Annotated in this window: 17 protein-coding genes; 14 read left to right on the top strand and 3 right to left on the bottom strand. The window is 55.9% G+C overall.

The features are described 5' to 3' along the window. The first annotated feature begins 9 nt into the window (after positions 1-9). The 4 genes from Q3Y66_RS14310 (at position 10) to Q3Y66_RS14295 (ending at position 5,567) form a co-directional block, all read left to right on the top strand. Positions 10-1,155 (top strand): exonuclease SbcCD subunit D, encoded by a 1,146-nt coding sequence (locus tag Q3Y66_RS14310; protein WP_008958136.1) that lies wholly within the window; start codon positions 10-12, stop codon positions 1,153-1,155. Then, the gene (locus tag Q3Y66_RS14305) at positions 1,152-4,217 is read left to right on the top strand and encodes an AAA family ATPase (protein WP_008958135.1); all 3,066 of its coding nucleotides are present in this window, start codon (positions 1,152-1,154) and stop codon (positions 4,215-4,217) included. The genes Q3Y66_RS14310 and Q3Y66_RS14305 overlap by 4 nt, the downstream gene beginning before the upstream one ends. 121 nt (positions 4,218-4,338) lie before the next feature. Next, positions 4,339-5,079 carry a tellurite resistance TerB family protein gene (locus Q3Y66_RS14300; protein ID WP_008958134.1) on the top strand — a complete coding sequence of 247 codons (741 nt, stop codon included), beginning with the start codon at positions 4,339-4,341 and terminating at the stop codon, positions 5,077-5,079. Continuing rightward, entirely contained in the window at positions 5,079-5,567 is a 489-nt protein-coding gene (locus Q3Y66_RS14295) for a phosphatidylglycerophosphatase A (RefSeq protein ID WP_008958133.1), read from the top strand. Before Q3Y66_RS14300 ends, Q3Y66_RS14295 begins: the two co-directional genes overlap by 1 nt. Positions 5,568-5,673: 106 nt before the next feature. Here the strand turns inward: Q3Y66_RS14295 and Q3Y66_RS14290 are convergent, their stop codons facing one another. From Q3Y66_RS14290 to Q3Y66_RS14280, 3 genes are all read right to left on the bottom strand, one after another. Next, positions 5,674-7,056 (bottom strand): NAD-dependent succinate-semialdehyde dehydrogenase, encoded by a 1,383-nt coding sequence (locus Q3Y66_RS14290; RefSeq protein WP_008958132.1) that lies wholly within the window; start codon positions 7,054-7,056, stop codon positions 5,674-5,676. Positions 7,057-7,233: 177 nt separating this feature from the next. Beyond that, positions 7,234-7,857: a peptide-methionine (S)-S-oxide reductase MsrA gene (gene msrA / locus Q3Y66_RS14285; RefSeq protein WP_008958131.1), complete on the bottom strand. Its 624-nt coding sequence runs from the start codon at positions 7,855-7,857 to the stop codon at positions 7,234-7,236. Between the two features lie 93 nt (positions 7,858-7,950). Beyond that, a complete protein-coding gene (locus tag Q3Y66_RS14280) occupies positions 7,951-8,865 on the bottom strand; it encodes a LysR family transcriptional regulator (protein ID WP_008958130.1) in 915 nt (304 codons plus the stop codon). A 137-nt stretch (positions 8,866-9,002) separates the two neighbouring features. On the opposite strand from Q3Y66_RS14280, the gene Q3Y66_RS14275 reads away from it, so the two are divergent. The 10 genes from Q3Y66_RS14275 (at position 9,003) to Q3Y66_RS14230 (ending at position 21,958) form a co-directional block, all read left to right on the top strand. Next, complete coding sequence (locus Q3Y66_RS14275) at positions 9,003-10,514, top strand: CoA-acylating methylmalonate-semialdehyde dehydrogenase (RefSeq protein ID WP_008958129.1); 1,512 nt, start codon at positions 9,003-9,005, stop codon at positions 10,512-10,514. Between the two features lie 20 nt (positions 10,515-10,534). Further along, positions 10,535-12,217 carry a GMC family oxidoreductase gene (locus Q3Y66_RS14270; RefSeq protein WP_008958128.1) on the top strand — a complete coding sequence of 561 codons (1,683 nt, stop codon included), beginning with the start codon at positions 10,535-10,537 and terminating at the stop codon, positions 12,215-12,217. A 219-nt stretch (positions 12,218-12,436) separates the two neighbouring features. Then, entirely contained in the window at positions 12,437-12,640 is a 204-nt protein-coding gene (locus tag Q3Y66_RS14265; protein ID WP_008958127.1) for a cold-shock protein, read from the top strand. A 244-nt stretch (positions 12,641-12,884) separates the two neighbouring features. After that, on the top strand, positions 12,885-14,654 hold the full coding sequence (locus tag Q3Y66_RS14260) for an SLC13 family permease (RefSeq protein ID WP_008958126.1): 1,770 nt from the start codon (positions 12,885-12,887) through the stop codon (positions 14,652-14,654). Between the two features lie 109 nt (positions 14,655-14,763). After that, positions 14,764-15,429 carry an alpha/beta hydrolase gene (locus tag Q3Y66_RS14255; RefSeq protein WP_008958125.1) on the top strand — a complete coding sequence of 222 codons (666 nt, stop codon included), beginning with the start codon at positions 14,764-14,766 and terminating at the stop codon, positions 15,427-15,429. A 40-nt stretch (positions 15,430-15,469) separates the two neighbouring features. Continuing rightward, on the top strand, positions 15,470-16,150 hold the full coding sequence (locus Q3Y66_RS14250) for a hydrogenase subunit MbhD domain-containing protein (RefSeq protein ID WP_008958124.1): 681 nt from the start codon (positions 15,470-15,472) through the stop codon (positions 16,148-16,150). Next, the gene (locus Q3Y66_RS14245; protein ID WP_008958123.1) at positions 16,147-17,637 is read left to right on the top strand and encodes a complex I subunit 5 family protein; all 1,491 of its coding nucleotides are present in this window, start codon (positions 16,147-16,149) and stop codon (positions 17,635-17,637) included. Before Q3Y66_RS14250 ends, Q3Y66_RS14245 begins: the two co-directional genes overlap by 4 nt. Beyond that, on the top strand, positions 17,634-19,139 hold the full coding sequence (locus tag Q3Y66_RS14240) for a complex I subunit 5 family protein (RefSeq protein ID WP_008958122.1): 1,506 nt from the start codon (positions 17,634-17,636) through the stop codon (positions 19,137-19,139). The genes Q3Y66_RS14245 and Q3Y66_RS14240 overlap by 4 nt, the downstream gene beginning before the upstream one ends. Then, on the top strand, positions 19,136-20,908 hold the full coding sequence (locus tag Q3Y66_RS14235; protein WP_008958121.1) for a proton-conducting transporter membrane subunit: 1,773 nt from the start codon (positions 19,136-19,138) through the stop codon (positions 20,906-20,908). The genes Q3Y66_RS14240 and Q3Y66_RS14235 overlap by 4 nt, the downstream gene beginning before the upstream one ends. A gap of 63 nt (positions 20,909-20,971) precedes the next feature. Continuing rightward, positions 20,972-21,958 (top strand): YihY/virulence factor BrkB family protein, encoded by a 987-nt coding sequence (locus Q3Y66_RS14230; RefSeq protein WP_008958120.1) that lies wholly within the window; start codon positions 20,972-20,974, stop codon positions 21,956-21,958. Positions 21,959-22,010: the final 52 nt, after the last annotated feature.

The following is a 22,010-nucleotide window of genomic DNA, read 5'->3' as shown; positions in this document are numbered from 1 at the left end:
GAGCTTGTTATGCGTTTACTCCACACCGCTGATTGGCACCTGGGTCGGCTATTTCACAACCTTTCGTTGCTGGAAGACCAGCGCCATGTGCTTAACCAGCTCATCGAGATAATCGACCGGGAAAACGTCGATGCGGTGCTGATTGCGGGCGACATATACGACCGCTCGGTTCCGCCTTCGGCGGCGGTAACGCTGCTCGACGAGGTGCTACATGCGCTATGCGAGGTGCGCAAGCTGCCGGTCATCATGATTTCGGGCAACCACGATGGCGCCGAACGGTTGCGCTTTGGCGCGCGCCACCTGCGCCAAGCGGGGCTGCATATTCTCTCCGATTTAGCTGAGTTCGCCACGCCCGTCACGCTGACCATTGACGGCGTAGAGGTGGATGTATTCGGGATACCTTACGCCGACCCTGAGCATGTGCGCAGCCTGTTTAACGTGGAAGTGCGCGACTTTGACGCTGCCCATCGCTACCTGGTTGAACAGATTAGCGAGCGCCGCCATGCAACACGCCCCTGCCTACTGATGAGCCACTGCTTTGTAGATGGCGGCAGCGCGTCTGATTCGGAGCGCCCGCTAACGTTAGGCGGTGCCGAAAGCGTGGCCTGGGAGCCTATGCGGCACTTTGATTACGTGGCGCTTGGTCACCTGCACGGCCCCCAGTATCGCGGCGGTGAACATATTCGCTATAGCGGCTCCTTGCTCAAATACAGCTTCTCAGAAGCCAGTCAGAGCAAAGGCGTCACGCTGGTGGAAGTAGGCGCGAGCGGGATAAAGCACATTGAACAGATTCCGCTAATACCCAGCCGTGAAGTGCGCGTATTAGAGGGTGAGATTGATACGCTAATCGCCCAGGGAAGAACGGACGCACAAGCAGATGACTACTTGCTAGTGCGGTTGACCGATCGCCACGCCATTCTCGACCCTATGGGCAAGCTGCGTGAGGTGTATCCCAATGTGCTGCATCTGGAAAAGCCCGGCATGCTGGAAGCACGAGGCACTCAGCAACTTGATCGCGAGCGGTTACGCTTTGATGCCCTAGATATGTTTAGTGACTTCTTTACTCAGACCAGCGGTGATGCCATGAGCGATAAGCAGGCTAGTGCCATGGCCGAGTTGATTAGCCAGCTGCAGCGCGATGAGGCCCAAGAATGACGCCGTTAACCCTTACCATGCAGGCCTTTGGCCCTTTCGCTGGTACGGAAACTATTGATTTCACCGCGCTTGGTAGAAGCCCGTTGTTTTTGATTAACGGGCCCACCGGGGCGGGCAAGAGCTCGATTCTCGATGCGTTATGTTTTGCGCTCTATGGCCAAACGACGGGTAATGAGCGTGAACCTTCTCAGATGCGCTGTGACCAAGCGAACGCCACGCTGCTAACGGAAGTTACGCTTGATTTTCGCTTGCGCGGGGCGGATTACCGAGTGCGCCGCGTACCTCAACAGGAGCGCCCCAAGGCACGTGGCGAAGGCACCACTACTCATAACGCGGAAGCGCAGCTATGGCGCTTAAACGCGGAGGGCGAGGTAGAGACCTGCTTGGTGGCGCGCAAAGTCAACGATGCCACCGCTGAGCTGCAAACCTTGATAGGCCTGGATGCCAACCAGTTTCGCCAAGTGATGGTGCTGCCCCAAGGCAAGTTTCGCGAATTGCTGATCGCTGACTCCAAAAAGCGCGAGGAGATTTTTTCCCAGCTGTTTCAAACGCAAATCTTTCAGCGTATTGAAGAGCGTTTGCGCCTTCAGGCCAATCAGATAGAACGAGAAGTGAAAGAGCATCGCCAACATATCAGTGGCATTCTCGCCGGTGGTGAGCTGGAGAGTGAAGCTGCTTTAGAGCAAGAGCTGGAAGCGTTGACGCCCCAGGTTGAGCAAGCGCGAAAGGACTTCGAAACCGCCCAACTGCAGCGACGTAAAGCCGAAAAACAGCGTGATGATGCCCAGGCACTTCAGCGTCAGTTTGAAGCGCGGGAGAGCTTGGCGGCTGAAAAAACGCGTCATCTTGAACAGCAGGGCCAGGTCGTCAGCATTCAAGACCATTTGACCCAAAGTGAACACGCACAGGCGTTGCGCCCCCAGCGTACGGCGTTAACCCAAGCGCAGCAGGCGCTAAGCACCGCGCACGCGGAACAGCAGCAGGCAGACGCCGCACTGAGCAGCCAGCGCACTAGCGCGGAGCAGGCGCAGCGTGCATTTGAGGCGGCCCGCGAGCGTCAGACAGGGCTCCCTGAGCTGCGCGAGCGTCATCGCCAGTTGAGCGAGTTTATTCAAAAAGGCCAACAATTAAGCGAACTACAGGCGCGATTCCAAACGGCACAGGCCGCTTGGCAACAAGCTGACGGTGCCCTCAAGCGCGATGAGGAGCAACTGGACACCATTCGCCAACAGGGCGAGGCGGCAGGCGTTAATCTCGAACGGTTACAGGCGGAACGCCAGCAGCTGGCCAGCGCCCCTGTCGAGCTAAGCCGCTATGAAACGCTGCTAACTCAAGGTAAAGAACTGGATGCGCTAACCGACCAGGGACGCGAGCTCACCACGCAGCAACAGCAGGCGGCGGCAGCACTAGACCAGCGGCGCAGTGAGTCAGAACAGGCGGAACGCTTCGCTACCGAGCAGGAGATGCGGTGGCATCAAGGGCAGGCTGCGCTGTTAGCGCTCACGCTTGAGGACGATGCCCCTTGCCCTGTCTGCGGCAGCCTGGCGCATCCGACCCCGGCCGTTAATAACGCAGATATCGTCACCAAAGAGCAGGTGGAAGACGCGCGCTCAGCCCAGGCGCAGGCCCGTCAATCTTTCCAGGGAGCTGAACGCCATCACCAACGGCTAGCGCAGCAGATAAGCTACCACAGCGAGCAAGTACAGCGACTCAATCAGCAATTAGGCGAGTGGGCTAGCCAACCGCTGAATGAGCTACAAAAAACCTGCGATGAGTTGCATCGCCAGGTCTCTCGGCAGGCAAGCGTTGAGCGCGAGATTAGCCAACAAATCACTGTCCGTGATGCGTTAAGGCGTGAGTGGGGCGCACTGGATAAACAGCTTAAAGCCCAGCGGCCCGCGGTTGAAAAAGCCAAAGAGGACGCGTTGAGGCTAGAAAGCCAGCGCGATCAGTTGAGTCAGTCGCTGCCTGACGACGCTCGTGATCCTGCCGCAATGCAAAAAACGCTCACGGAACTCGAGCGCCAAGTTACCCAAATTGAACAAGCCTGGGATAGTGCTCAGCAGGCGCTGACGAGCAGCCAAACCCAACTGGCGCGAGCGGAAGAGCAGCTAAGGGGAGCCAGCGAGCGAGTCGAGCAGGCTAAACAAACACTTGAACAGACCCAAGCAGAGTGGCAGGCAGTGCTTCAGGCCAGCCCCTTTGAGGGTGAGGCCGCCTTTCAGGCAGCCCAACTGGATGACGCTCAGCGTCAGGAGCTCATTCATCAGGTAGAAACGTACCAGCGCCGTTTGGCCGAATTAGAAGGGGCGCTGCAGAATTACCACGCTCAACTGGCTGAAAAAACGTCCCCGGATTGGGCTACGCTTTCTAGTCAAACCGAGGCCGCCCAAGCGGAAGAAAATATCCAGTTGGAGGCGTGGCGGACGCTGGATGGACGCTTAACCACACTGCATGGCATCCGCCAAAAACTGGCCAAGGCGCACACGGCTCAGGCTGAACTTGAAGCCCAGTATCAGGTGTGGGGCACGTTGAGCGAGGTCGCTAACGGCCGCACTGGGCACCGCATTAGCCTGCAGCGCTTTGTGCTGGGGGTGCTGCTGGATGACGTTCTGATTCAAGCGTCTGAACGGCTGGTACGCATGAGCCGCGGGCGTTATCAGTTGGTGCGCCGCGAGGACCCCACTAAGGGCAATAAAGCGTCAGGCCTCGAGCTGGATGTGGCGGACACCTACACTGGCAAGAACCGTTCGGTAGCGACACTTTCCGGCGGGGAGTCTTTCATGGCAGCGCTGTCGTTAGCGCTGGGCCTTTCGGATGTGGTGCAGGCTTACGCTGGCGGTATTCAACTGGATACGCTATTTATCGATGAAGGGTTTGGTAGCCTCGATCAGGATGCCCTGGATCAAGCCATTGCCATGCTTAGCGAACTGCAAATGGGCGGGCGCATGATTGGGGTGATTTCCCATGTCAGCGAGCTCAAAGAGCAAATGCCCATCCGTATAGAGGTACGCGCGAGCCGCCATGGGAGCTCGGTTGAAGTAAAGGGCGCACTGCTTTAATGCTTAATACATTTAAAGACTAAAGCAGCGTTAGTTCATGCTGCGTTCATACAGAATGTTTTATAAAGAGAACGAATCGACTCAATCGCTCTAAAGATAATACCGACTTAGGAGTACAAGGATGAACGCGAGCAAGATTTTACAGCAGCTGATGCAGCAAGCCGGCGGCAGCCAGAAGGGCGGTAGCAGCAGCGGTGTCGATGTTAAAGGCATCCTGAGTGGGCTTTCTAAGCAATTAGGCGGCGGTAGTAGTGGCCAAGGAAGCAGCTCATCCGGTGGTTTTGATGTTAAAAGCCTGCTTGGTGGCGGTGCCATGGGTATGTTGGTCGGTTCTAAGCGTGGTCGTAGCATGGGTGGCAAAGCGCTAAAATATGGCGCGATTGCCGGGGTAGGCATGCTGGCGTGGAAAGCATGGCAAAGCTCTCAGGCGGCAAAAACTGACAGTGGGCAAAATACTGCCCAACATGCGTCAGAGGGCGAACGGGTTGAAGTCCTCAGCGGTGAGAACCAAGAGCGTCGCAGCCTGGAGCTACTGCAGGCAATGATTATGGCGGCACGTGCCGACGGTCATATTGATGAGCAGGAACAGGCGTTGATCACCGAGCAGATCGATGCCTTAGGTGCCGATCAAGAGATGCATAACTGGGTAGAGCAGCAGTTAAAAGCACCGCTGGATGCACAGGCGCTGGCTCGTGAGGCAGATTCCCCTCAGGCGGCACGCGAGATGTACCTGATTAGTGTGGCAGTGACCGACGATCAAAACCCTATGGAACGCGCTTGGCTGGACCAGTTGGCCAGTGCCCTTAACTTACCCAAAGAGATGACGGCCGAACTTGAGCGTCAAGCTGAGCAGGCGGGTTAATGCTGGATACGTTTAATTTTTGGTTAGCGACGGGCTTTGGACTAGGGCTAGCGCCGATTGCACCCGGTACGTTTGGCTCTCTGTTGGGGATTCCCTTGGCGTGGTGGTTATTGAGCCGCCCATTGGGCCAGCAAGGGATCGTTATGGCGGTTCTGTTGGTGCTGGCAGTGCTGGTTTGCCACGTTGCCGCCTGGCATTATGATGGGTTGGATCATGGCAGTATTGTCGCCGACGAGTATGTAGCCTTTCCGCTTGCGGTTATTGGTTTAGCGGCAGCGCGCCATCCCTTGGTAATCGCGCTCGGGCTTGGTGTTTACCGCTTCTTTGATGCGTTAAAACCACCGCCGATTCATCTAACTGAGTTTGTGCATGGCGGTTTCGGTATTGTTTTAGACGATGTTGTCGCAGCGTTGATAACGTGGGTGATTATGGCGATAGGCATAAAGCTATGGCAGCGCCGAGCGTCTGAACAACATTTAAGCTCTTAATCTAAGCTCTTAATCATACGCACAACAAAAACGCCGCAGGCCTGATGAAGGCCTGCGGCGCTAGTTTTTTACAACTCACAACATGTTGTTGAGGTTGCTCACCGTATTACTCTTGTACGACGATGACTGATTTGGCATTAACGAACTCAAGCATGCCAAAGCCGCCGTGTTCACGCCCATAACCGGAGTTTTTCACCCCGCCGAAGGGCATTTCCGGTGTAGCGACACCAAAGCCGTTGATAAACACCATGCCAGTATCGAAGTACTTGCTGGCAAGCTCGGTAGCGCGCTTAACGTCTTTAGAGATGATGCCGCCGCCCAGGCCGTACCGGCTGTCGTTGGCGATACGCATCGCATCTTCATCATCTTTGGCGCGAATCAGCGCGGCAACCGGACCAAATAGTTCGTCGTCGTATGCTGGCTGACCAGGGGTCACGTTATCCAGCACGGTGACCGGGTAAAATGCGCCTTTACCGGATGGTTTCTCGCCACCGCAGAGGATCTTCGCGCCTTTACGCACGCTCTCTTCTACTTGGTCGTGAAGACCGTCGCGCAGGTCAACGCGGGCCATGGGGCCAAGGTCGCTACCTTCTTGGGTCGGATCACCCGCCTTTAGCGACTGCATGCGTTCTACGTAGCGCTCTTTGAACGCTTCATAGTTCTTTTCAGTCACTACAAAACGCTTGGCCGCTACACAGGTTTGACCGCCGTTGTAGACACGCCCCTGAACGCAGGTGTCGATCGCCACATCCATGTCGGCATCATCAAGCACCAGATAAGCATCGTTAGATCCCAGCTCAAGCACGGTCTTTTTGAGGTGCTCAGCGGCTTTAACGGCCACTTTACGACCCGCGGCGTCGCTGCCTGTCAGAGTGACGCCGCGAACTGCAGAGTGAGCAATTACTTCGTCGGAAGTGTCATGAGAGATCACGAGCGTGCGGAAAACGTTCTCGGGAAGTCCCGCTTCACGATAGATTTTTTCCAACAGCAGTCCGCTACCCGTCACGTTTTCAGCGTGCTTCAACAGGACGCCGTTACCCGCCATAATATTGGCAATAGAGTAGCGAACTACTTGATAAGCGGGGAAGTTCCAGGGCTGAATGCCGTAAATGACGCCCATGGGTGAATAAGTCACAAAGCCACGCTCGCCATTGCCCGGCTGACGCTCTTCATCGGCTAGCTTCTTAGGACCGTGTTCCGCGGTGTAGTCACAAATAGCGGTACACAGATCGACTTCCTGGCGCGCTTGTTCAGGTAGTTTGCCCATCTCTTTGACCATCAGGTCAGCAAGCTCTTCTTTGTGCGCTTGCATCGCTTGGCCAATCGCCTTCACCGTTTTGGCGCGGCTTTCGAGTGACTCAAGGCGCCAATCGAGAAAAGCATCGTAGCAGGCATCGACTACCTGCTTGGCTTCAGCACTACTCATCAGTGCGTAAGTATCGAGCGCTTCACCGTTAGTCGGGTTAATCGTCGTGATGCTGTTGCTCATAAGATCTCCTATCTATAGATCAACGTGTGGGTCATGACGTCCAGCTCCTGGGCGCTTAATCGACCGGTCTATTTCTAATGCAGTACCACTTTAGTACAAACTGAGTGCCCCTGCATAATAGAGGTACTCAGTCTCGGGCATTGATTTAATCAATCAGTTCACTATTAAGGCTTTTTATTAAAACGTTGGTCCACCGGCTTCTTCGCCCCACACCTCTTCCAGGCGTCCATCGCGCCCACAGCTGAAGCGATAGAATTTATAGCGAACGGGGTTCTTTTGATAATAATCCTGGTGGTACTCCTCGGCCGCCCAGAAGGTGGTGGCAGGTACTATTTGGGTGGCGATTTCTCGGTCAAAGCGTTCTTCCATTTCCGCTTTGGAGGCTTCGGCGAGTTCACGCTGGCTTTCGTCGTGATAGAAGATTGCCGAGCGGTATTGATCGCCCACATCGCAAAACTGACGATCTACCGCGAAGGGGTCGATGTTGCGCCAGAAAATATCCAACAATTGCTCGTAGCTGATCTGCTCTGAGTCATATTCGATTTGCACAACCTCCGCATGCCCCGTACCACCCCTGGAGATATCCTCGTAAGTGGGGTTCTCGAGTTCGCCGCCGATATAGCCGGAGATGGTGGCGTTAACACCGGGTTGGTTGTCGTAAGGGGGTTCCATACACCAGAAGCAGCCGCCTGCAAACGTGGCCTCCGCTTGAGTGGCCTGAGCTTGAAGCGAAGTGCTGGCGAGACCAGCGGCAGCCAACACGCTAAGCGTGAATGGACGAAGAAGGGGCAATCGGGTCATTGCAAGCACTCCAGTGGCGGTGGCGAGTCATCGTTTATGTTGAGTCGATTGGTGGCTTAGCGTTCCCTTTCTTTACCACCCTTTTCTGGCAACCTAGCCCAAGCGATGTGGCCATACTTCGTCTAGCGTGTTGAGTGCCGCGTTCACGGTCGATTCGGCAGTGCTGTCGTGTCGCCATACAAAGCTTAATGCGCAGGGCAGGCGGATGTTGTCTGCAACTGCCAGGCCACTCTCTTGGCGCTCAGTCATTGCCAGGGCGTCGCGGGCCAGGCTTAAGCCAACGCCTGCGCGGACCAAATCCAACATACAGGCTTCTTGGTCAACCTGGGCTACCCGGTTAGGCACTGCGCCGCTCTTGGCGAGTGCTTGCTTCAGCAGCCGGTGGTGGGCGGAATCCTGTGGCGTCACAATCCAGGGCAGCGTGGCTAAGTGCTCCCAACGGGTATCAATAAGTCGGTTTTCCCAGCCTGCAGGGGCAATCACATGATAATCAAAGTGCGTCAGTTCGCGCCAAGCCAGTGCCTTATATCCCTGGTTCAATCCAGGGCCTTCACCAGGTGGTGCCAGATAAAAGCCGACATCCAGGTCACCCTGTGCGATGCGGTTTAGCACGCTGCCGCTCATTCCATGGTGCAGTTCGGTTTCTAATTGAGGTGCTCGTGCCATCAGGCGGCTTAAAAAGGCGCCTAAGCGAAGAAATTCTGGGTCAACGATGGTGCCGATGGAGAGTTTGCCGCGTAGCGTGCTGTGCAGCGTTCCAGCGGTTTGCTCAAACGCCTGGGCGCTGGCCAGAGCTTTTTCAGCGGCGGGGAGCAGGGCATGACCATCGGATGTCAGCGCTAGCCCCTGGGGGCGACGACTAAACAGCGTGAGACCTAAATTGGCCTGTAACTGCTTCAACTTGAGGCTGATCGCAGGTTGCGTCAAATGTAACTGTTCAGCGGCGCGCGATACGCTGCCCGTTCTTGCAACGGCCACGAAGGCGCGGAGTGTCGCGTAGTCTTGCATGATAGGCCTCAACGCATGCCGGTGATATTAGCAAAGCTTATAACTGGCTTTTAAATAACTCAATTGATCTGTTCCCAGCGCCCAGTAGGCTAGGCTAAACGCAGGCTTTAACATACGCTCTTAAAACAGGTACTCCCATGACAACAACAGCGATTCAGCACTTTATTAATGGCCAGGTCACCGCTGGCGAGTCTTCAAACTCGCAGGACGTTTTTAACCCCGCCACCGGTAGCGTGACTGGCCGTGTATCGCTCGCTTCATCAAAAGATGTGAACACCGCCGTCGAAGCGGCTCAAGCTGCCTTTCCGGCCTGGGCCGACACACCGCCCATTCGCCGTGCCCGTGTGATGTTCAAGTTTCTAGAGCTGTTAAATGTTCACAAAGACGAGCTAGCCGAAGCGATTACCAAAGAGCACGGTAAAGTATTTACCGATGCCCAGGGTGAAGTGGCACGCGGTATTGATATTGTCGAGTTCGCGTGCGGAATTCCCCAGTTGCTCAAGGGTGACTATACCGAGCAGGTAAGTACCGGCATCGATAACTGGACGATGCGCCAGCCCCTAGGCGTGGTCGCGGGTATAACGCCATTTAATTTCCCGGCCATGGTGCCGATGTGGATGTTCCCACTCGCCATTGCGGCGGGTAATACGTTTATCTTGAAGCCAAGCCCGCTTGACCCAAGCGCCTCACTGTTGATGGCCGATCTGCTAAAGCAGGCGGGTCTGCCCGATGGCGTTTTCAACGTCGTCCAGGGCGACAAGGATTCGGTGGAAGCGCTGCTCGACCATCCCCACGTTAAGGCGCTGTCGTTTGTGGGTTCTACGCCGATTGCCAATTTGATCTACGAGCGCGGCGCGCGGAATGGCAAGCGTATTCAAGCACTAGGCGGGGCTAAAAATCACATGGTGGTGATGCCGGATGCCCATCTTGATAAAGCAGTCGATGCACTGATCGGCGCCGCCTACGGCTCTGCCGGTGAGCGTTGCATGGCGATTAGCGTGGCGGTGTTGGTCGGCGACGTGGCGGATAAGGTCGTCCCGGCACTGGCTGAGCGGGCTAAAGCGCTAAAAGTAAAAGACGGTATGCAGCTTGATGCGGAAATGGGCCCCATTGTGACCCGCCAAGCCCACCAGCGTATTACTGGCTATATCGAAAAAGGCGTGGCGGAAGGTGCTGAACTGGTCGTCGATGGCCGTGCCTTTGAGGCCTCAGCGGCGGGTGAGAGCTGTGCCGAAGGCTTCTGGATGGGCGGTACGCTGTTCGACAACGTCACCCCCGAGATGACGATCTATAAGGAGGAGATTTTTGGCCCGGTGCTGGTCTGTGTGCGAGTGCCGGATATCGCCACCGCGATCCAGTTGATTAACGATCACGAGTTTGGCAACGGCGTCAGCTGCTTCACTGAAAGCGGTACGGTGGCGCGGGAGTTTGGCCGCCGTATTCAGGTCGGCATGGTGGGGATCAATGTGCCTATCCCGGTGCCGATGGCGTGGCACGGCTTTGGCGGCTGGAAGCGCTCCTTGTTTGGCGATACTCATGCCTACGGTGAAGAGGGCGTGCGTTTTTACACCAAGCAGAAATCAATTATGCAGCGCTGGTCGGACTCAATTGATGCGGGTGCTGAGTTCGTCATGCCGACCGCGAAGTAAGCTCAGCGGAGATAACAATAATGGCTCAACAACAATCACAAGCAGCGCCGAATGCGGGTTTAGAGTTTGACTATATCGTGGTGGGAGCAGGCACCGCCGGGTGCTTGCTAGCGAACCGGCTGAGCGCCAACCCCAACCACCGTGTACTGCTGATAGAGGCGGGCGGGCGCGATAATTACCACTGGATTCATATTCCGGTGGGCTACCTGTACTGCATTAATAACCCACGTACCGACTGGCTGTTTCGGACTGAACCCGACAAAGGCCTTAACGGCCGCTCGTTGATCTATCCGCGGGGCAAGACGCTGGGCGGCTGTTCCAGCATCAATGGCATGATTTACATGCGTGGGCAGGCCCGGGATTACGACCACTGGGCTGAGGTGGCGGGCGACGATGCCTGGAGGTGGGAGAACTGCTTACCCGATTTCATCAAGCACGAAGATCACTATCGTCTTGACGGCGGCGGTGATGCCGATGCGAAGCATCGAGATTTCCACGGTCACGGTGGCGAATGGCGGATCGAAAAGCAGCGCCTCAAATGGCAGGTGCTGGATGATTTTGCCGAGGCTGCCGTCCAGGCAGGCATTCCGCGTACCGAGGACTTTAACCGCGGCTCTAACGAAGGCGTGGCCTACTTTGAGGTCAACCAGCGCTCGGGCTGGCGCTGGAATACCGCCAAGGCGTTTTTGCGCCCCGCGCTGAAGCGCGACAACTTAACGCTCTGGCACTCCACTCAGGTCAATCGACTGCTATTTGAAAAGCGTGGGGAGGCGCTGCGCTGCGCAGGTGTGGAGGTGGAGCGGAATGGTCAGGTGCAGCGTGCCATGGTGAGCGGCGAGGTGGTGCTGTGCGCAGGCGCTATTGGTACGCCGCATCTACTTCAGCTTTCCGGCATAGGGTCGAGGGGATTGCTAGACGAACATGGCGTTGAGTTAGTGCATGAATTGCCCGGGGTGGGGGAGAACCTGCAGGATCATCTGCAGATTCGCTTGATATATAAAATCACCAATGGCAAAACCCTGAATGCCGTGGCCAGTACCCTGTTAGGTAAAGCGGGGATTGGCTTGGAGTACCTGCTTAAACGCTCTGGGCCAATGAGTATGGCGCCTTCGCAGTTGGGCGCATTTACCCGCAGCTCTGAGGAGAAAACCTACCCCAATATTCAATACCATGTGCAACCGCTGAGCCTGGAAGCTTTTGGCCAACCGCTGCATCCGTACCCGGCGATTACCGCTAGCGTGTGTAACTTGAATCCGACCAGTCGTGGCACGGTGCGGCTAAAAAGCAGCGACCCCCGACAGGCACCGGCTATTTCGCCCAATTACCTGAGCACGGCAGAGGATCGCAAGGTGGCCGCGGATTCTCTGCGTGTCACCCGGCGGATCGCCGAGCAGACCGCGTTTGCCAAGTACGCTCCAGAAGAAGTGAAGCCCGGCGTTGAGTACCAAACCGATGACGAGCTAACCCGGTTGGCGGGTGATATAGGCACGACGATTTTTCACCCCGTTGGCACTGCCAAAATGGGCCGTGAAGATGACGCCATGGCGGTAGTCGATAGTCGGCTGCGAGTACATGGCATTAGCGGGCTACGCGTGGCTGATGCGAGTATTATGCCGACGATTACCAGTGGCAATACCAACTCACCCACGCTGATGATTGCGGAGAAAGCAGCCGGTTGGCTCCTTGCTGAGCGCGGTCAATGATCGGCCAACACCCCGCCACACGAGCCAGCATAGCCGTGATTATAAGTGTGTTGACGCGCACACAGGTTAGGCGCAAAATGACGTCAGTTGGTTAGCAAGTCGAACGTTGTCAGCAGCATAGAAGCGCCTCAAGCGTTAAATCTGGTGAAGGTTTCTTGTTCTACCCACTGCACTTCGGGTATTTCCCGGATTTAATTAGCTAAATCGAGGATTTCGATCATGGCAACTGGCACAGTTAAGTGGTTTAACGACACTAAAGGCTTCGGCTTCATTTCTCCTGACGACAATGGCGACGACCTGTTCGCGCATTTCTCTGAAATTCAGTCTGAAGGTTTCAAATCTCTGCAAGACGGCCAGAAGGTTTCCTTCGACGTCACCCAGGGTAAAAAAGGCCTTCAGGCTTCTAACATCAAAGTTGTTTAAGTTAATTCTTAAGCATTGAGATGTTAGCAATCACCGCCTAGCGTTGATTGACCAAAGGACCCCGCCCAGTGCGGGGTTTTTTGTATCTATAACAAAAATACTTACCTCACACCTCACATCTCACACCTCACACCTCACACCCGCATATTCCATTTTGATCTTTAAATGTTTCTAAAAATAACTTTTTAGAATATAAGGCTGGCCTCACAATACTACCCAGCTTATTTATTAGGATGTGGTGGTGATGTCGCTGGATGCTTGGATTGCCGTAGGAGTGGTGCTGACTATTTTCCCGCTAATGGCGTTCTCCCGCCTAGGCCCGGATATTATTCTGCTGGGTGCGGTGATCGTGTTGATGACGCTGGGCGTGATCGATCCGCAGCAGGCGCTGGGGGGCTTTTCAAACAGCGGTCTGTTTACCGTTGCCTTCATGTACGTGCTGGTAGCCAGCATTCGCGAAACCGGTGGTATCGATCTTATTATCCGCTATGTGCTTGGCCGCCCCCATAAAGAAAGCGGCGCGCTGGTACGCCTCTTGCTGCCCGTAGCAGCACTCAGCGCCTTCGTTAATAACACGCCTGTGGTCGCTACCTATATTCCGGCCGTAATGAGCTGGAGCCGAAGGCTGCGTTTATCTCCACAGCGGTTGCTGATGCCACTCAGTTTTGCGTCTATTCTAGGCGGCACCATTACTCTATTTGGTACCAGCACTAACTTAGTGGTGCATGGGCTGCTGCTGGAACGTTACCCCGAACTGGGAATGGGGCTGTTAGATTTAGCCTGGGTGGGTATTCCTGTGGCAGTGGTAGGGCTCGTTTATCTGATCGTACTTGGGCCGCGTTTACTGCCTTCCCGGGAAGGAGTGGACAATGCGTTTGCCAACCCTCGCGAGTTCACCATTGAAATGGAGGTCGACCCGGCGGGCGTATTGGTTGACCGCAGTGTTGAAGAAGCCGGGCTGCGCCATTTGCAGGAGCTATTTCTGGTTGAAATAGAGCGCGCAGGCAACGTGGTGAGCGTGGTGGGTCCCGGCGAGCAGTTAAAAGGCGGCGACCGACTAGTGTTTGCGGGCACTTCCGATGCCGCGGTGGAATTGCAGCAGATTCGTGGCCTGATACCTTCTCGCGATGAAACCTCCAGTCTGGAGAAAGAGTTCAAGGAGCGACGCTTAGTCGAAGCGGTGGTTTCTAATCAGTGCCAGTTTATCGGTCAGCGTATTCGCGACGGCCACTTCAGAACCTTATATGGCGCGGCGGTGCTGGCGATCTGCCGAGGTGGCGAGCGCGTGAAAGGCAACCTGGGCCAAGTGCAGTTACAGCCTGCAGACGTTCTGCTGCTGGAAGCACGACCACCGTTTATTGAGCGTCATCGTCAGTCACGCGACTTCTTATTGATTAGCGAGCTGAATGGTGCCGCCCGGCCGATACACGAAAAAGCGCCACTCGCCTGGGGTCTTTTGTTAGGGGCTGTGTTGCTCGCCGCCCTGGGCGTGCTGAGTATGTTGAACGCCGCGATGTTGGGGGCGGCATTAGCGCTGTTGACGGGATGTTGCTCGGTGGGGGCGGCCAAACGTGGTCTTGATACCCAAGTGTTGTTAACCATTGCCGCTTCCTTTGGCGTGGGAGCCGCGCTGCAAAGCTCCGGCGCCGCTGAGGTCATTGCCGGTAGTTTGCTTACCTTAGTGGCGGGTAACCCTTTGCTACTGCTGATCGGCACTTACTGTGTGGTTGCGCTGCTCACTGAGTTGGTGACCAATAACGCCGCCGCAGTGATTATTTTTCCGGTGGTGATGAGCGCGTCAGAAAGCCTGGGCGTTAGCCCGATGCCTTATGTGGTGGCGGTGATGTTTGCTGCCTCAGCCAGCTTTTTAACGCCCATTGGGTATCAAACCAACCTGATGGTATATGGCCCCGGGGGCTATCGGGTGAGCGATTTTCTGCGCTTGGGGAGTGGTTTGAATATACTGACCGGGGCGATAGCGCTACTCTTGATCCCTTTGGTGTGGCCCTTTTAAGCGATGTACGTCCTTTTTAAGAGACGATGGTCATTTAAAGCGCTGGCCTGCTCGCTGTTAACGCAGGTTTGCGCTAGGGTGACGCCTTTTGGATAAGGAATACGATGTTATGACTGCTCCTGGCGAACTGATTATTGAACCGAAAGATGGTCAACCCGCCGATGCGTGTGTGTTTATTATTCACGGCTTAGGTGCGGACGGGCATGATTTTGAGCCGCTGGTACCCGCATTAGCGCTACCTAAAGATTCACATGTGCGCTTTATTATGCCCCATGCGCCACGCCTGCCGGTGACCATCAATGGCGGTATGGTCATGCCCGCTTGGTACGATATTCTTGCCATGGATTTGGGGCGCCGGGTAGATGAGAGCCAGCTTAAGAAATCCGCTGAACGCATCCAGGCGCTGATCCAAGAGCAGATCGACCAGGGTATCAACAGCCAGCGCATTATTGTGGCGGGCTTTTCACAAGGGGGCGCTGTTGCCTATCACGCAGCGCTTACTTTCCCCGCGCCGCTGGGCGGGCTGTTGGCGATGTCGACCTACTTTGCGACGGCCGACAATATTGAGCTAGCGGAAGCCAATCGCCAGATCCCGATCGAAGTTCAGCACGGGAATTTTGATCCGATTGTACCCGAGAGCCTGGGCCGCAGCGGTGCCGATCGCTTAAAAGCGATGGGCTATGCGGTCAATTATCGCCAATACCCCATGGCGCATGCACTCTGCCCGCAGCAGGTTAACGATATTGGAAAGTGGCTAAGTACTCGCCTAAGCTGAGCGCTTATTCGTGACCGATGCAAGGATGTAGCGAAAACGAATGATAGCTTCCTTTGATGCAATAGAAGTGCTGCTGGCGCTGTGCTTAACGGGGTCGGCATTTGTGTGCCTGTTTGATCGCCATCTGATTCGCGCCTGTTGTTTCTTTGTCGTGTTTGCAATCTCGATGGTGCTGGCTTGGTGGCAACTTGGCGCGCCCTGGCTGGCAGCGGCCGAGCTGTTGCTGGGTGTATTGCTGACCAGTCCGTGCTTTTTTTATGCGCTGGGCCATCTTTCCCCAGGCGCTTCAGCGCCTCTTAAGCGTGATCAATTTAGCGAGCCTTGGTCTCGAGTGGCCATGCGCGTGGCGTTGGCGCTGGCCTGGTTTGTCATGGTGGGTGCGGCCATTCGCTTCGTTATCGCCGACATGGTGTATTCACCTGCCGAGCATCCACTGTTGCTGGCCGGGGTGCTCATTGCCGCTACTGCCTTGGCTGCGTTTGCTCTACACCGCCATCTATTCAGGCGCCTGTTGGCATTTAACCTGCTTGGTTCGGGTGTATTTATACTGTTGTCTGGTGTGGCAGGCAGCTCAGCAGCTGCCCAAGCGTTAATAAGTGTGGGGCTGCTGGTTGCTTGGTTGGGTTCGATGCTCGGGGCCTTACTCATCCGACAGTTAATGCACCTAGAGGGAGTCGAGGCGCTAGGGCGTGACGGCGAGCCCAAAGAGAGTACGACATGAGTTGGCGCTTTGGTCTTTTCGATAGCACGTTTGCGCCGCTTGCCACTACCCACTGGGCGCTATTGGTAGCCCTTGTTTTTCCGCTACTGCTGGGAGTGTTGGGGGCTTTACTTCCACCCAAGCGTGCCTTTCCCGTAGCGCTGGCTAGCCTGCCCGTATTGGCGTCTGGGGTGATGCTGCTATCTGCCTTTGACCAGTCGGGATTGCTGAGTTGGCAGTGGGAAATCGCCGGTCTTATCCTGTCGCTGCGCTTAAACGGGTTGAGCGTACTGTTACTGCTGACCACTCAGTGTATCGGCGTTGCCGCAGCGCTCTACACGCCTGGCTATTTGCGTCTAAGCGAAACCGGGCCGCTGGCACGTTGGCTGTGGCCATTAATGGGCTTGGTGCTGAGCGCGCTGTCATTAATTTGGTTAGCCACCGATTTACTCACTCTGTATATAGCGTTGGAATTAATGGGTCTAGCCGCGGTAGGCATGCTAATGCTGTCCGGAAAGGCGCCTGCGCTGCTGGCGGGTATGCGCTATTTGCTGTTGGCGTTAGTCGGGTCGCTAACATATCTACTGGGAATCGCACTGATTTTGGGCCACTGGGGGCGTTTGGATCTGCAGGGCTTGGCTGAGGTCATAGAGCCGGGCCCGGTGGCTTGGTTCGCCGCTGCGCTCATAGGCGCTGGGTTGGCTTTGAAAGCGGCGCTGTTTCCCTTGCACGCTTGGCTGACCCCCGTTCACGAAAATGCTTGGACGCCGGTGAGCGCGCTGCATGCCGGGCTGGTCATCAAAGCCTCTCTGTTCATGCTGCTACAGCTATGGAGCATCCTTCTTCCGGATACGTTCTATGCTCCTCGCATCATTGCCTGGTTAGGCTTGCTGGCGATTGTGTGGGGTGGGCTCCTGGCGTGGCGTACCGACTCGCTTAAAACCTTGGTTGCTTCGTCTACGGTCGCGCAGCTGGGCTATCTGATGGTGGCTTTCCCGCTGTTACTGGGGCCGGATATTGCGCCGTTACCGCGTGCCTTGGCTTGGGAAGGTTTTTGGCTGCAACTGGTGGGGCACGCCTTTGCCAAAGCGGCCATGTTTATGGCGGCTGGCAATCTGATATTGGCCACTGGGGAGCACACCCTTAAAGGATTGGCAGGCACCAGCCGCCGTTTGCCACTTTCGTTACTCGTGTTTGGCATTGCTTCGATTACCTTGATGGGCCTACCGCCCAGTTCTGGCTTCACCGCTAAATGGATGTTGCTTGAGGCCATGATCATCACCCAGCAGTGGTGGGCGGTGGCGGCACTATTAACCGGTACGCTGCTGACGGCGGCTTATGTATTTCGCATGTTTCGCTACTCTTTTGATGAGACGGCGCCGCGCCATCGTTATCAACCGCTCGCGCCAGGCATGGATTTAATTGCCATGTTGCTCGCCTTAACGGCTTTCGCACTTGGGCTATTGGCTCATTTCCCGCTGGAATTGATGCACGGAGGCAGCCCATGAACGCCGCATGGTTACCGTTAACCGCTTTGGCCACCTCCCTGCTGGTGGCCGTGACTATTTTCGCCCTGCCGGAAGAGGCCAGGCGGCTACGCACGACAATTAACATTGGCGCGGCGGTGGTGAAGATTATTCTGGTCACCCTGATGGTCAGGCGAGTGGCCGCCGGGCATGAAGACATTTTTAGTTTCCAGGTGATAGGCGGCCTTGATTTTGTGCTGCGCATTGATGCCTTGGGCGTGATGTTTGCGGGGTTATCGTCACTGCTTTGGCTCTGTACCACGATTTACGCCATTGGTTACTTGGAAGGCTCTGCCAATCGAAAGCGCTTCTTTGGCTTTTTTAGTCTTTGCGTGGCGAGCACTATCGGCATTGCGCTGGCTGATAATCTATTTACCTTTTTGATTTTCTACGAAATGTTGACGCTCTCCACTTATCCACTGGTGGTTCACCGGGGGACGGAGCAAGCGCTCAATGCGGGACGCGTCTATTTGCGCTACACGCTAAGCGCGGGAGTGGTATTGCTGCTGGGCGCAGTACTGCTGAATAACTTAACGGGTGATCAATCGTTCTCTTCTGAAGAGGGCTTGGGCGACTACTTAAATGATCATCGTGGCCTGCTAACGCTAATATTTATCCTGCTAGTCAGTGGGCTGGCGGTTAAGGCTGCCATGGTGCCGCTGCATGGCTGGCTGCCTAGGGCGATGGTGGCACCCGCCCCGGTCAGTGCGCTACTGCACGCGGTCGCGGTGGTGAAGGCAGGTGCCTTCGGGATTCTACGGGTCGTTTACGATCTGTATGGGATTGAACTTAGCGTGGAGTTGGGCGTTATTACCGGGCTAGCGGTGGCGGCGTCTATTACGATTATTTATGGCTCGCTCAGAGCCATTGCTCAGCAAGAGCTGAAGCCACTCCTGGCATTTTCTACGGTCAGCCAAGTCTCTTACGTCATTCTGGGAATAGGCATATTCGGCCCTTTTGGTACGGTCGGGGCATTGGCGCACTTGCTTCACCAAGGTTTAATGAAGGTTACGTTATTCTTCTGTGCGGGCAACTACGCCGAAGAGCTGGGCATTCATCGCATTGATGAAATGGACGGTGCCGGTAAACGAATGCCGTTGACCAGTATGGCGTTTACCATCGGCGCGTTAGGCATGATTGGACTTCCACCCGTCGCTGGATTTATTACCAAATGGTATCTCGGCGTTGGTGCGATACAGGCTGAAATGTATTGGGTGGTCGCTGTGTTGGTGGCTAGCAGCACACTCAATGCCATGTACTTTTTGCCGATTTTGCATCGTCTTTGGTTTCGCCCAGGGCCTTCCCACGGCAAAGGCAGTTGGCCTCATGAGCAGCGCTTAGGGCGTTTAGAAACCCATGGCTGGCTGCTGTGGCCCATGGTGTTCACTGCGCTGATAAGCCTTGGGGCCGGACTGTTTGCAGGGCTCCCGTATAGTCCCTTGGATTGGGCAGCCCGGGTAGCAAACGGGGAGTACCTGCCATGATAACGCTACTGCTTACGCTGGCACTGCTGTGGCCTTTTGGCGTCATGGGTCATGCGGTGTGGCTTGCCTACCGCACGCCCGAGGCACAGCGTGACTACTTTACAGTGCTATGGCTAAGCGCCGCTTGGCCAGCGCTGTTATTGGCTTACGTTGGGGAAGCGCAGTGGACAATGGATGCCTGGATGCTAGGTGGGGAGTGGGAATTAAACTCGCTGAGCCGCCCATGGCTAGCATTCACCACACTGCTCTGGAGTTTGGCAGCGGTACACGCGAGGGGATATTTTGCAGCGGAGCAGGCGCAAGCACAGCGAGGGGATCAAGACGCACAGCGACGCCTGCTGCGGCTGGCGCTGCTATGGCCGTTAACATTACTGGGTAATGTGCTGCTCATCATTGCCCAGGATATCGCCAGTTTCTATTTAGGCTTTGCAGTGATGACTTTTGCCGCCTACGCCCTGGTAGTGCACACAGGAACGCAAGAGGCACGCTTGGGCGCCAAGGCATATTTGATATTAGCGGTGCTGGGCGAAGGGCTAATTTTAGGCGGTTTCTTATGGTCGGCGGGAGCCGCCGACACGCTGATGCTGCAGGGGGTGCGCGAAAGCATTGTAAGCGCCGAACACGGCGTGTGGATGGCTGCTTTGCTGTGCCTTGGCTTTGGTGTCAAAGCGGGTGTGATTGGCTTGCACGTATGGTTGCCATTGGCGCATCCGGCGGCGCCAGCACCTGCCAGCGCAGTACTGAGTGGAGTGATGATTAAGGCGGGCTTACTGGGGTGGATCAGTGTGCTGCCGCTAGGCCACGCTCAGGTTTCAGGCGCTTTAGCCCAGTTTGGTCATTGGATGTTAGTGGCAGGGCTTGCAGCCGCCTTTGCAGCTGCTGTGTATGGGGTTTTTCAGCGCCATCCAAAAGCCGTGTTGGCTTACTCCAGTATCAGCCAGATGGGCATGATGACCGCATTGGTGGCCATGGGATTGGTAGCGCCAGATGTTTGGCCGCTGCTGTGGCCAGGGTTAGTACTGTTTGCTGCTCATCATGCGCTGGCAAAAGGCTCGCTGTTCATGGGGACCAGCATCAGCGAACATCTCCCGCGCTGGCCGCCGCCGCTGGTGTGGGGCTTGTTGGCATTGCCAGGTATCTCGCTAGCAGGTGCTATCGGCGCGGGCATGGTCAGTAAATGGGGAGTGAAAGCCCCGCTCTATGAAATGCATCATGAATCATTGATCAAGCTGCTCAGTTGGGCTGCTGTTGGTACCGCTGCACTGGTGAGCGCTGCGCTTTGGCGACAGTGGCAGCAGCGCCATCAAGGGGGCAGCAACCGAGAGCAGTGGAGCGCTTGGTTAGTGGCCGTCATCGCCGCGCTGTTGACGCCGCTTTGGCTTCCCCTGCCTGCTGGCAGCATCGAGATGCCGCCGCTGAAAGAGTGGCTGGGAATTATGTGGCCATTTCCGGTAGGGGTACTGTTCGCCGCGCTGGGTTGGTTCCTAACGCGTCCGTTGACGGGTAAAACGCTTCCCGCGGGCGATCTATGGTGGCTCTATGCTTTTGTCGTTGGCGCGGTGCTGGTGCCTATCCGAGCTTTCGGTCACTGCTGCGGCCGGCTTAAATCGGCAAGCGTGGTAACCGCTCAAAAAGCGGAAGAGACGTTGATGGGCCATTTAACTCGGCTATTGTCGGGGGAGTCCTGGTTGCGTCACCATACTAGCGGTTTAATGATGATGCTTGCCGTACTACTTGCGGCGCTACTGATGTGGGAAGGCCAGCGATGATACGTCTGTTAGAAAAAAGGGTGTCTGGAACGTACTCAAGCAGGCGCTTATTAGGAGCACTCTGTGGGTAAACTTGCGCGCGGCCGCCGCGCTCTTGTGCCTGGCGATATCCCGCAGCGTGGTTGGCACGATATTGCTTGGCGTGTGGTGCGCGCCGCGCGCCGTAATCGTATTACCATGCTGGCCGCTGGGGTGGCTTTCTATGCCTTATTGGCGCTGTTTCCGACCATCGCGGCGGTGATCTCACTCTGGGGATTGCTCTTTGACCCCTACGAGGCAGGCCAACAGCTCTATGAGATCAGCCGCTTTATGCCGCCGGATGCTGCCGAGCTCATTGATCAACAGGCGCAGCAGGTGGTGGAGAGCGCGGAGTCAGGTAACTTTCTGGGTGCCCTGGTGGGGCTGTTGATTGCGATGTTTATTGCCTCCAAGGGGGTAGGGGTATTGGTGATCGGGCTTAACGTGGTGTATGGCGAAACTGAAAAGCGCAGCCTTTTGCACCGTAGCACCGTACTGGTATCGCTGACCTTTGGCCTGATTATTATGACCCTGATTTCACTGGGTTTTATTGCGATTGTGCCCGCTGTGGTCAATAGTCTGGCGATCGACCCGCCGTTAAACAAAATTTTGCAGTGGCTGCGTTGGCCTGCGCTACTGGTGATTATGAGTTTTCTTATTGCGCTGCTGTACCGCTACGCGCCCTATCGACGGTCCGCGCAGTGGAGCTGGCTAAGTTATGGCACGCTGCTGGCGACGGTGATGTGGCTGTTAGGCTCCGGCGGTCTTTCGCTCTATGTGCGCTATTTCTCTACCTTTAGCGAGCTTTATGGGTCGTTAGGGGCGGTAGTGGCGCTAATGCTATGGTTTTGGCTTTCCGCCTTTGTGGTGCTGTTCGGTGCGGAAGTGAACTGCGAAATGGAGCGTCAAACTTACAACGACACCACGATTGGCGAGGCGCGCCCGCTAGGCGAGCGCGAGGCATTTGCCGCGGATACTATTGGTACTCCTCGGCCGTGGAAGGACGTAGATAGAGACGCCGATAGTGAGTAAGTCAGCGTAATCATAAGGCTTTTTGATGGCACCTTGCCTCCCGCCCCATACC

The organism is Halomonas sp. HAL1, assembly GCF_030544485.1.
Lineage (GTDB): Bacteria > Pseudomonadota > Gammaproteobacteria > Pseudomonadales > Halomonadaceae > Vreelandella > Vreelandella arctica.
The sequence above is the reverse complement of the archived record's forward strand: the minus strand, read 5'-3'. Positions and strand labels throughout refer to the sequence as shown.

Coding starts and splice junctions, on each gene's coding strand:
- Q3Y66_RS14255 (WP_008958125.1), top strand. CDS start 14,764: ATGACTGCTCCTGGCGAACTGATTATTGAACCGAAAGATGGTCAACCC.
- msrA (WP_008958131.1), bottom strand. CDS start 7,857: ATGACCCGATTGCCCCTTCTTCGTCCATTCACGCTTAGCGTGTTGGCT.
- Q3Y66_RS14275 (WP_008958129.1), top strand. CDS start 9,003: ATGACAACAACAGCGATTCAGCACTTTATTAATGGCCAGGTCACCGCT.
- Q3Y66_RS14240 (WP_008958122.1), top strand. CDS start 17,634: ATGAACGCCGCATGGTTACCGTTAACCGCTTTGGCCACCTCCCTGCTG.
- Q3Y66_RS14305 (WP_008958135.1), top strand. CDS start 1,152: ATGACGCCGTTAACCCTTACCATGCAGGCCTTTGGCCCTTTCGCTGGT.
- Q3Y66_RS14300 (WP_008958134.1), top strand. CDS start 4,339: ATGAACGCGAGCAAGATTTTACAGCAGCTGATGCAGCAAGCCGGCGGC.
- Q3Y66_RS14310 (WP_008958136.1), top strand. CDS start 10: ATGCGTTTACTCCACACCGCTGATTGGCACCTGGGTCGGCTATTTCAC.
- Q3Y66_RS14235 (WP_008958121.1), top strand. CDS start 19,136: ATGATAACGCTACTGCTTACGCTGGCACTGCTGTGGCCTTTTGGCGTC.
- Q3Y66_RS14290 (WP_008958132.1), bottom strand. CDS start 7,056: ATGAGCAACAGCATCACGACGATTAACCCGACTAACGGTGAAGCGCTC.
- Q3Y66_RS14245 (WP_008958123.1), top strand. CDS start 16,147: ATGAGTTGGCGCTTTGGTCTTTTCGATAGCACGTTTGCGCCGCTTGCC.
- Q3Y66_RS14280 (WP_008958130.1), bottom strand. CDS start 8,865: ATGCAAGACTACGCGACACTCCGCGCCTTCGTGGCCGTTGCAAGAACG.
- Q3Y66_RS14250 (WP_008958124.1), top strand. CDS start 15,470: ATGATAGCTTCCTTTGATGCAATAGAAGTGCTGCTGGCGCTGTGCTTA.
- Q3Y66_RS14260 (WP_008958126.1), top strand. CDS start 12,885: ATGTCGCTGGATGCTTGGATTGCCGTAGGAGTGGTGCTGACTATTTTC.
- Q3Y66_RS14270 (WP_008958128.1), top strand. CDS start 10,535: ATGGCTCAACAACAATCACAAGCAGCGCCGAATGCGGGTTTAGAGTTT.
- Q3Y66_RS14265 (WP_008958127.1), top strand. CDS start 12,437: ATGGCAACTGGCACAGTTAAGTGGTTTAACGACACTAAAGGCTTCGGC.
- Q3Y66_RS14295 (WP_008958133.1), top strand. CDS start 5,079: ATGCTGGATACGTTTAATTTTTGGTTAGCGACGGGCTTTGGACTAGGG.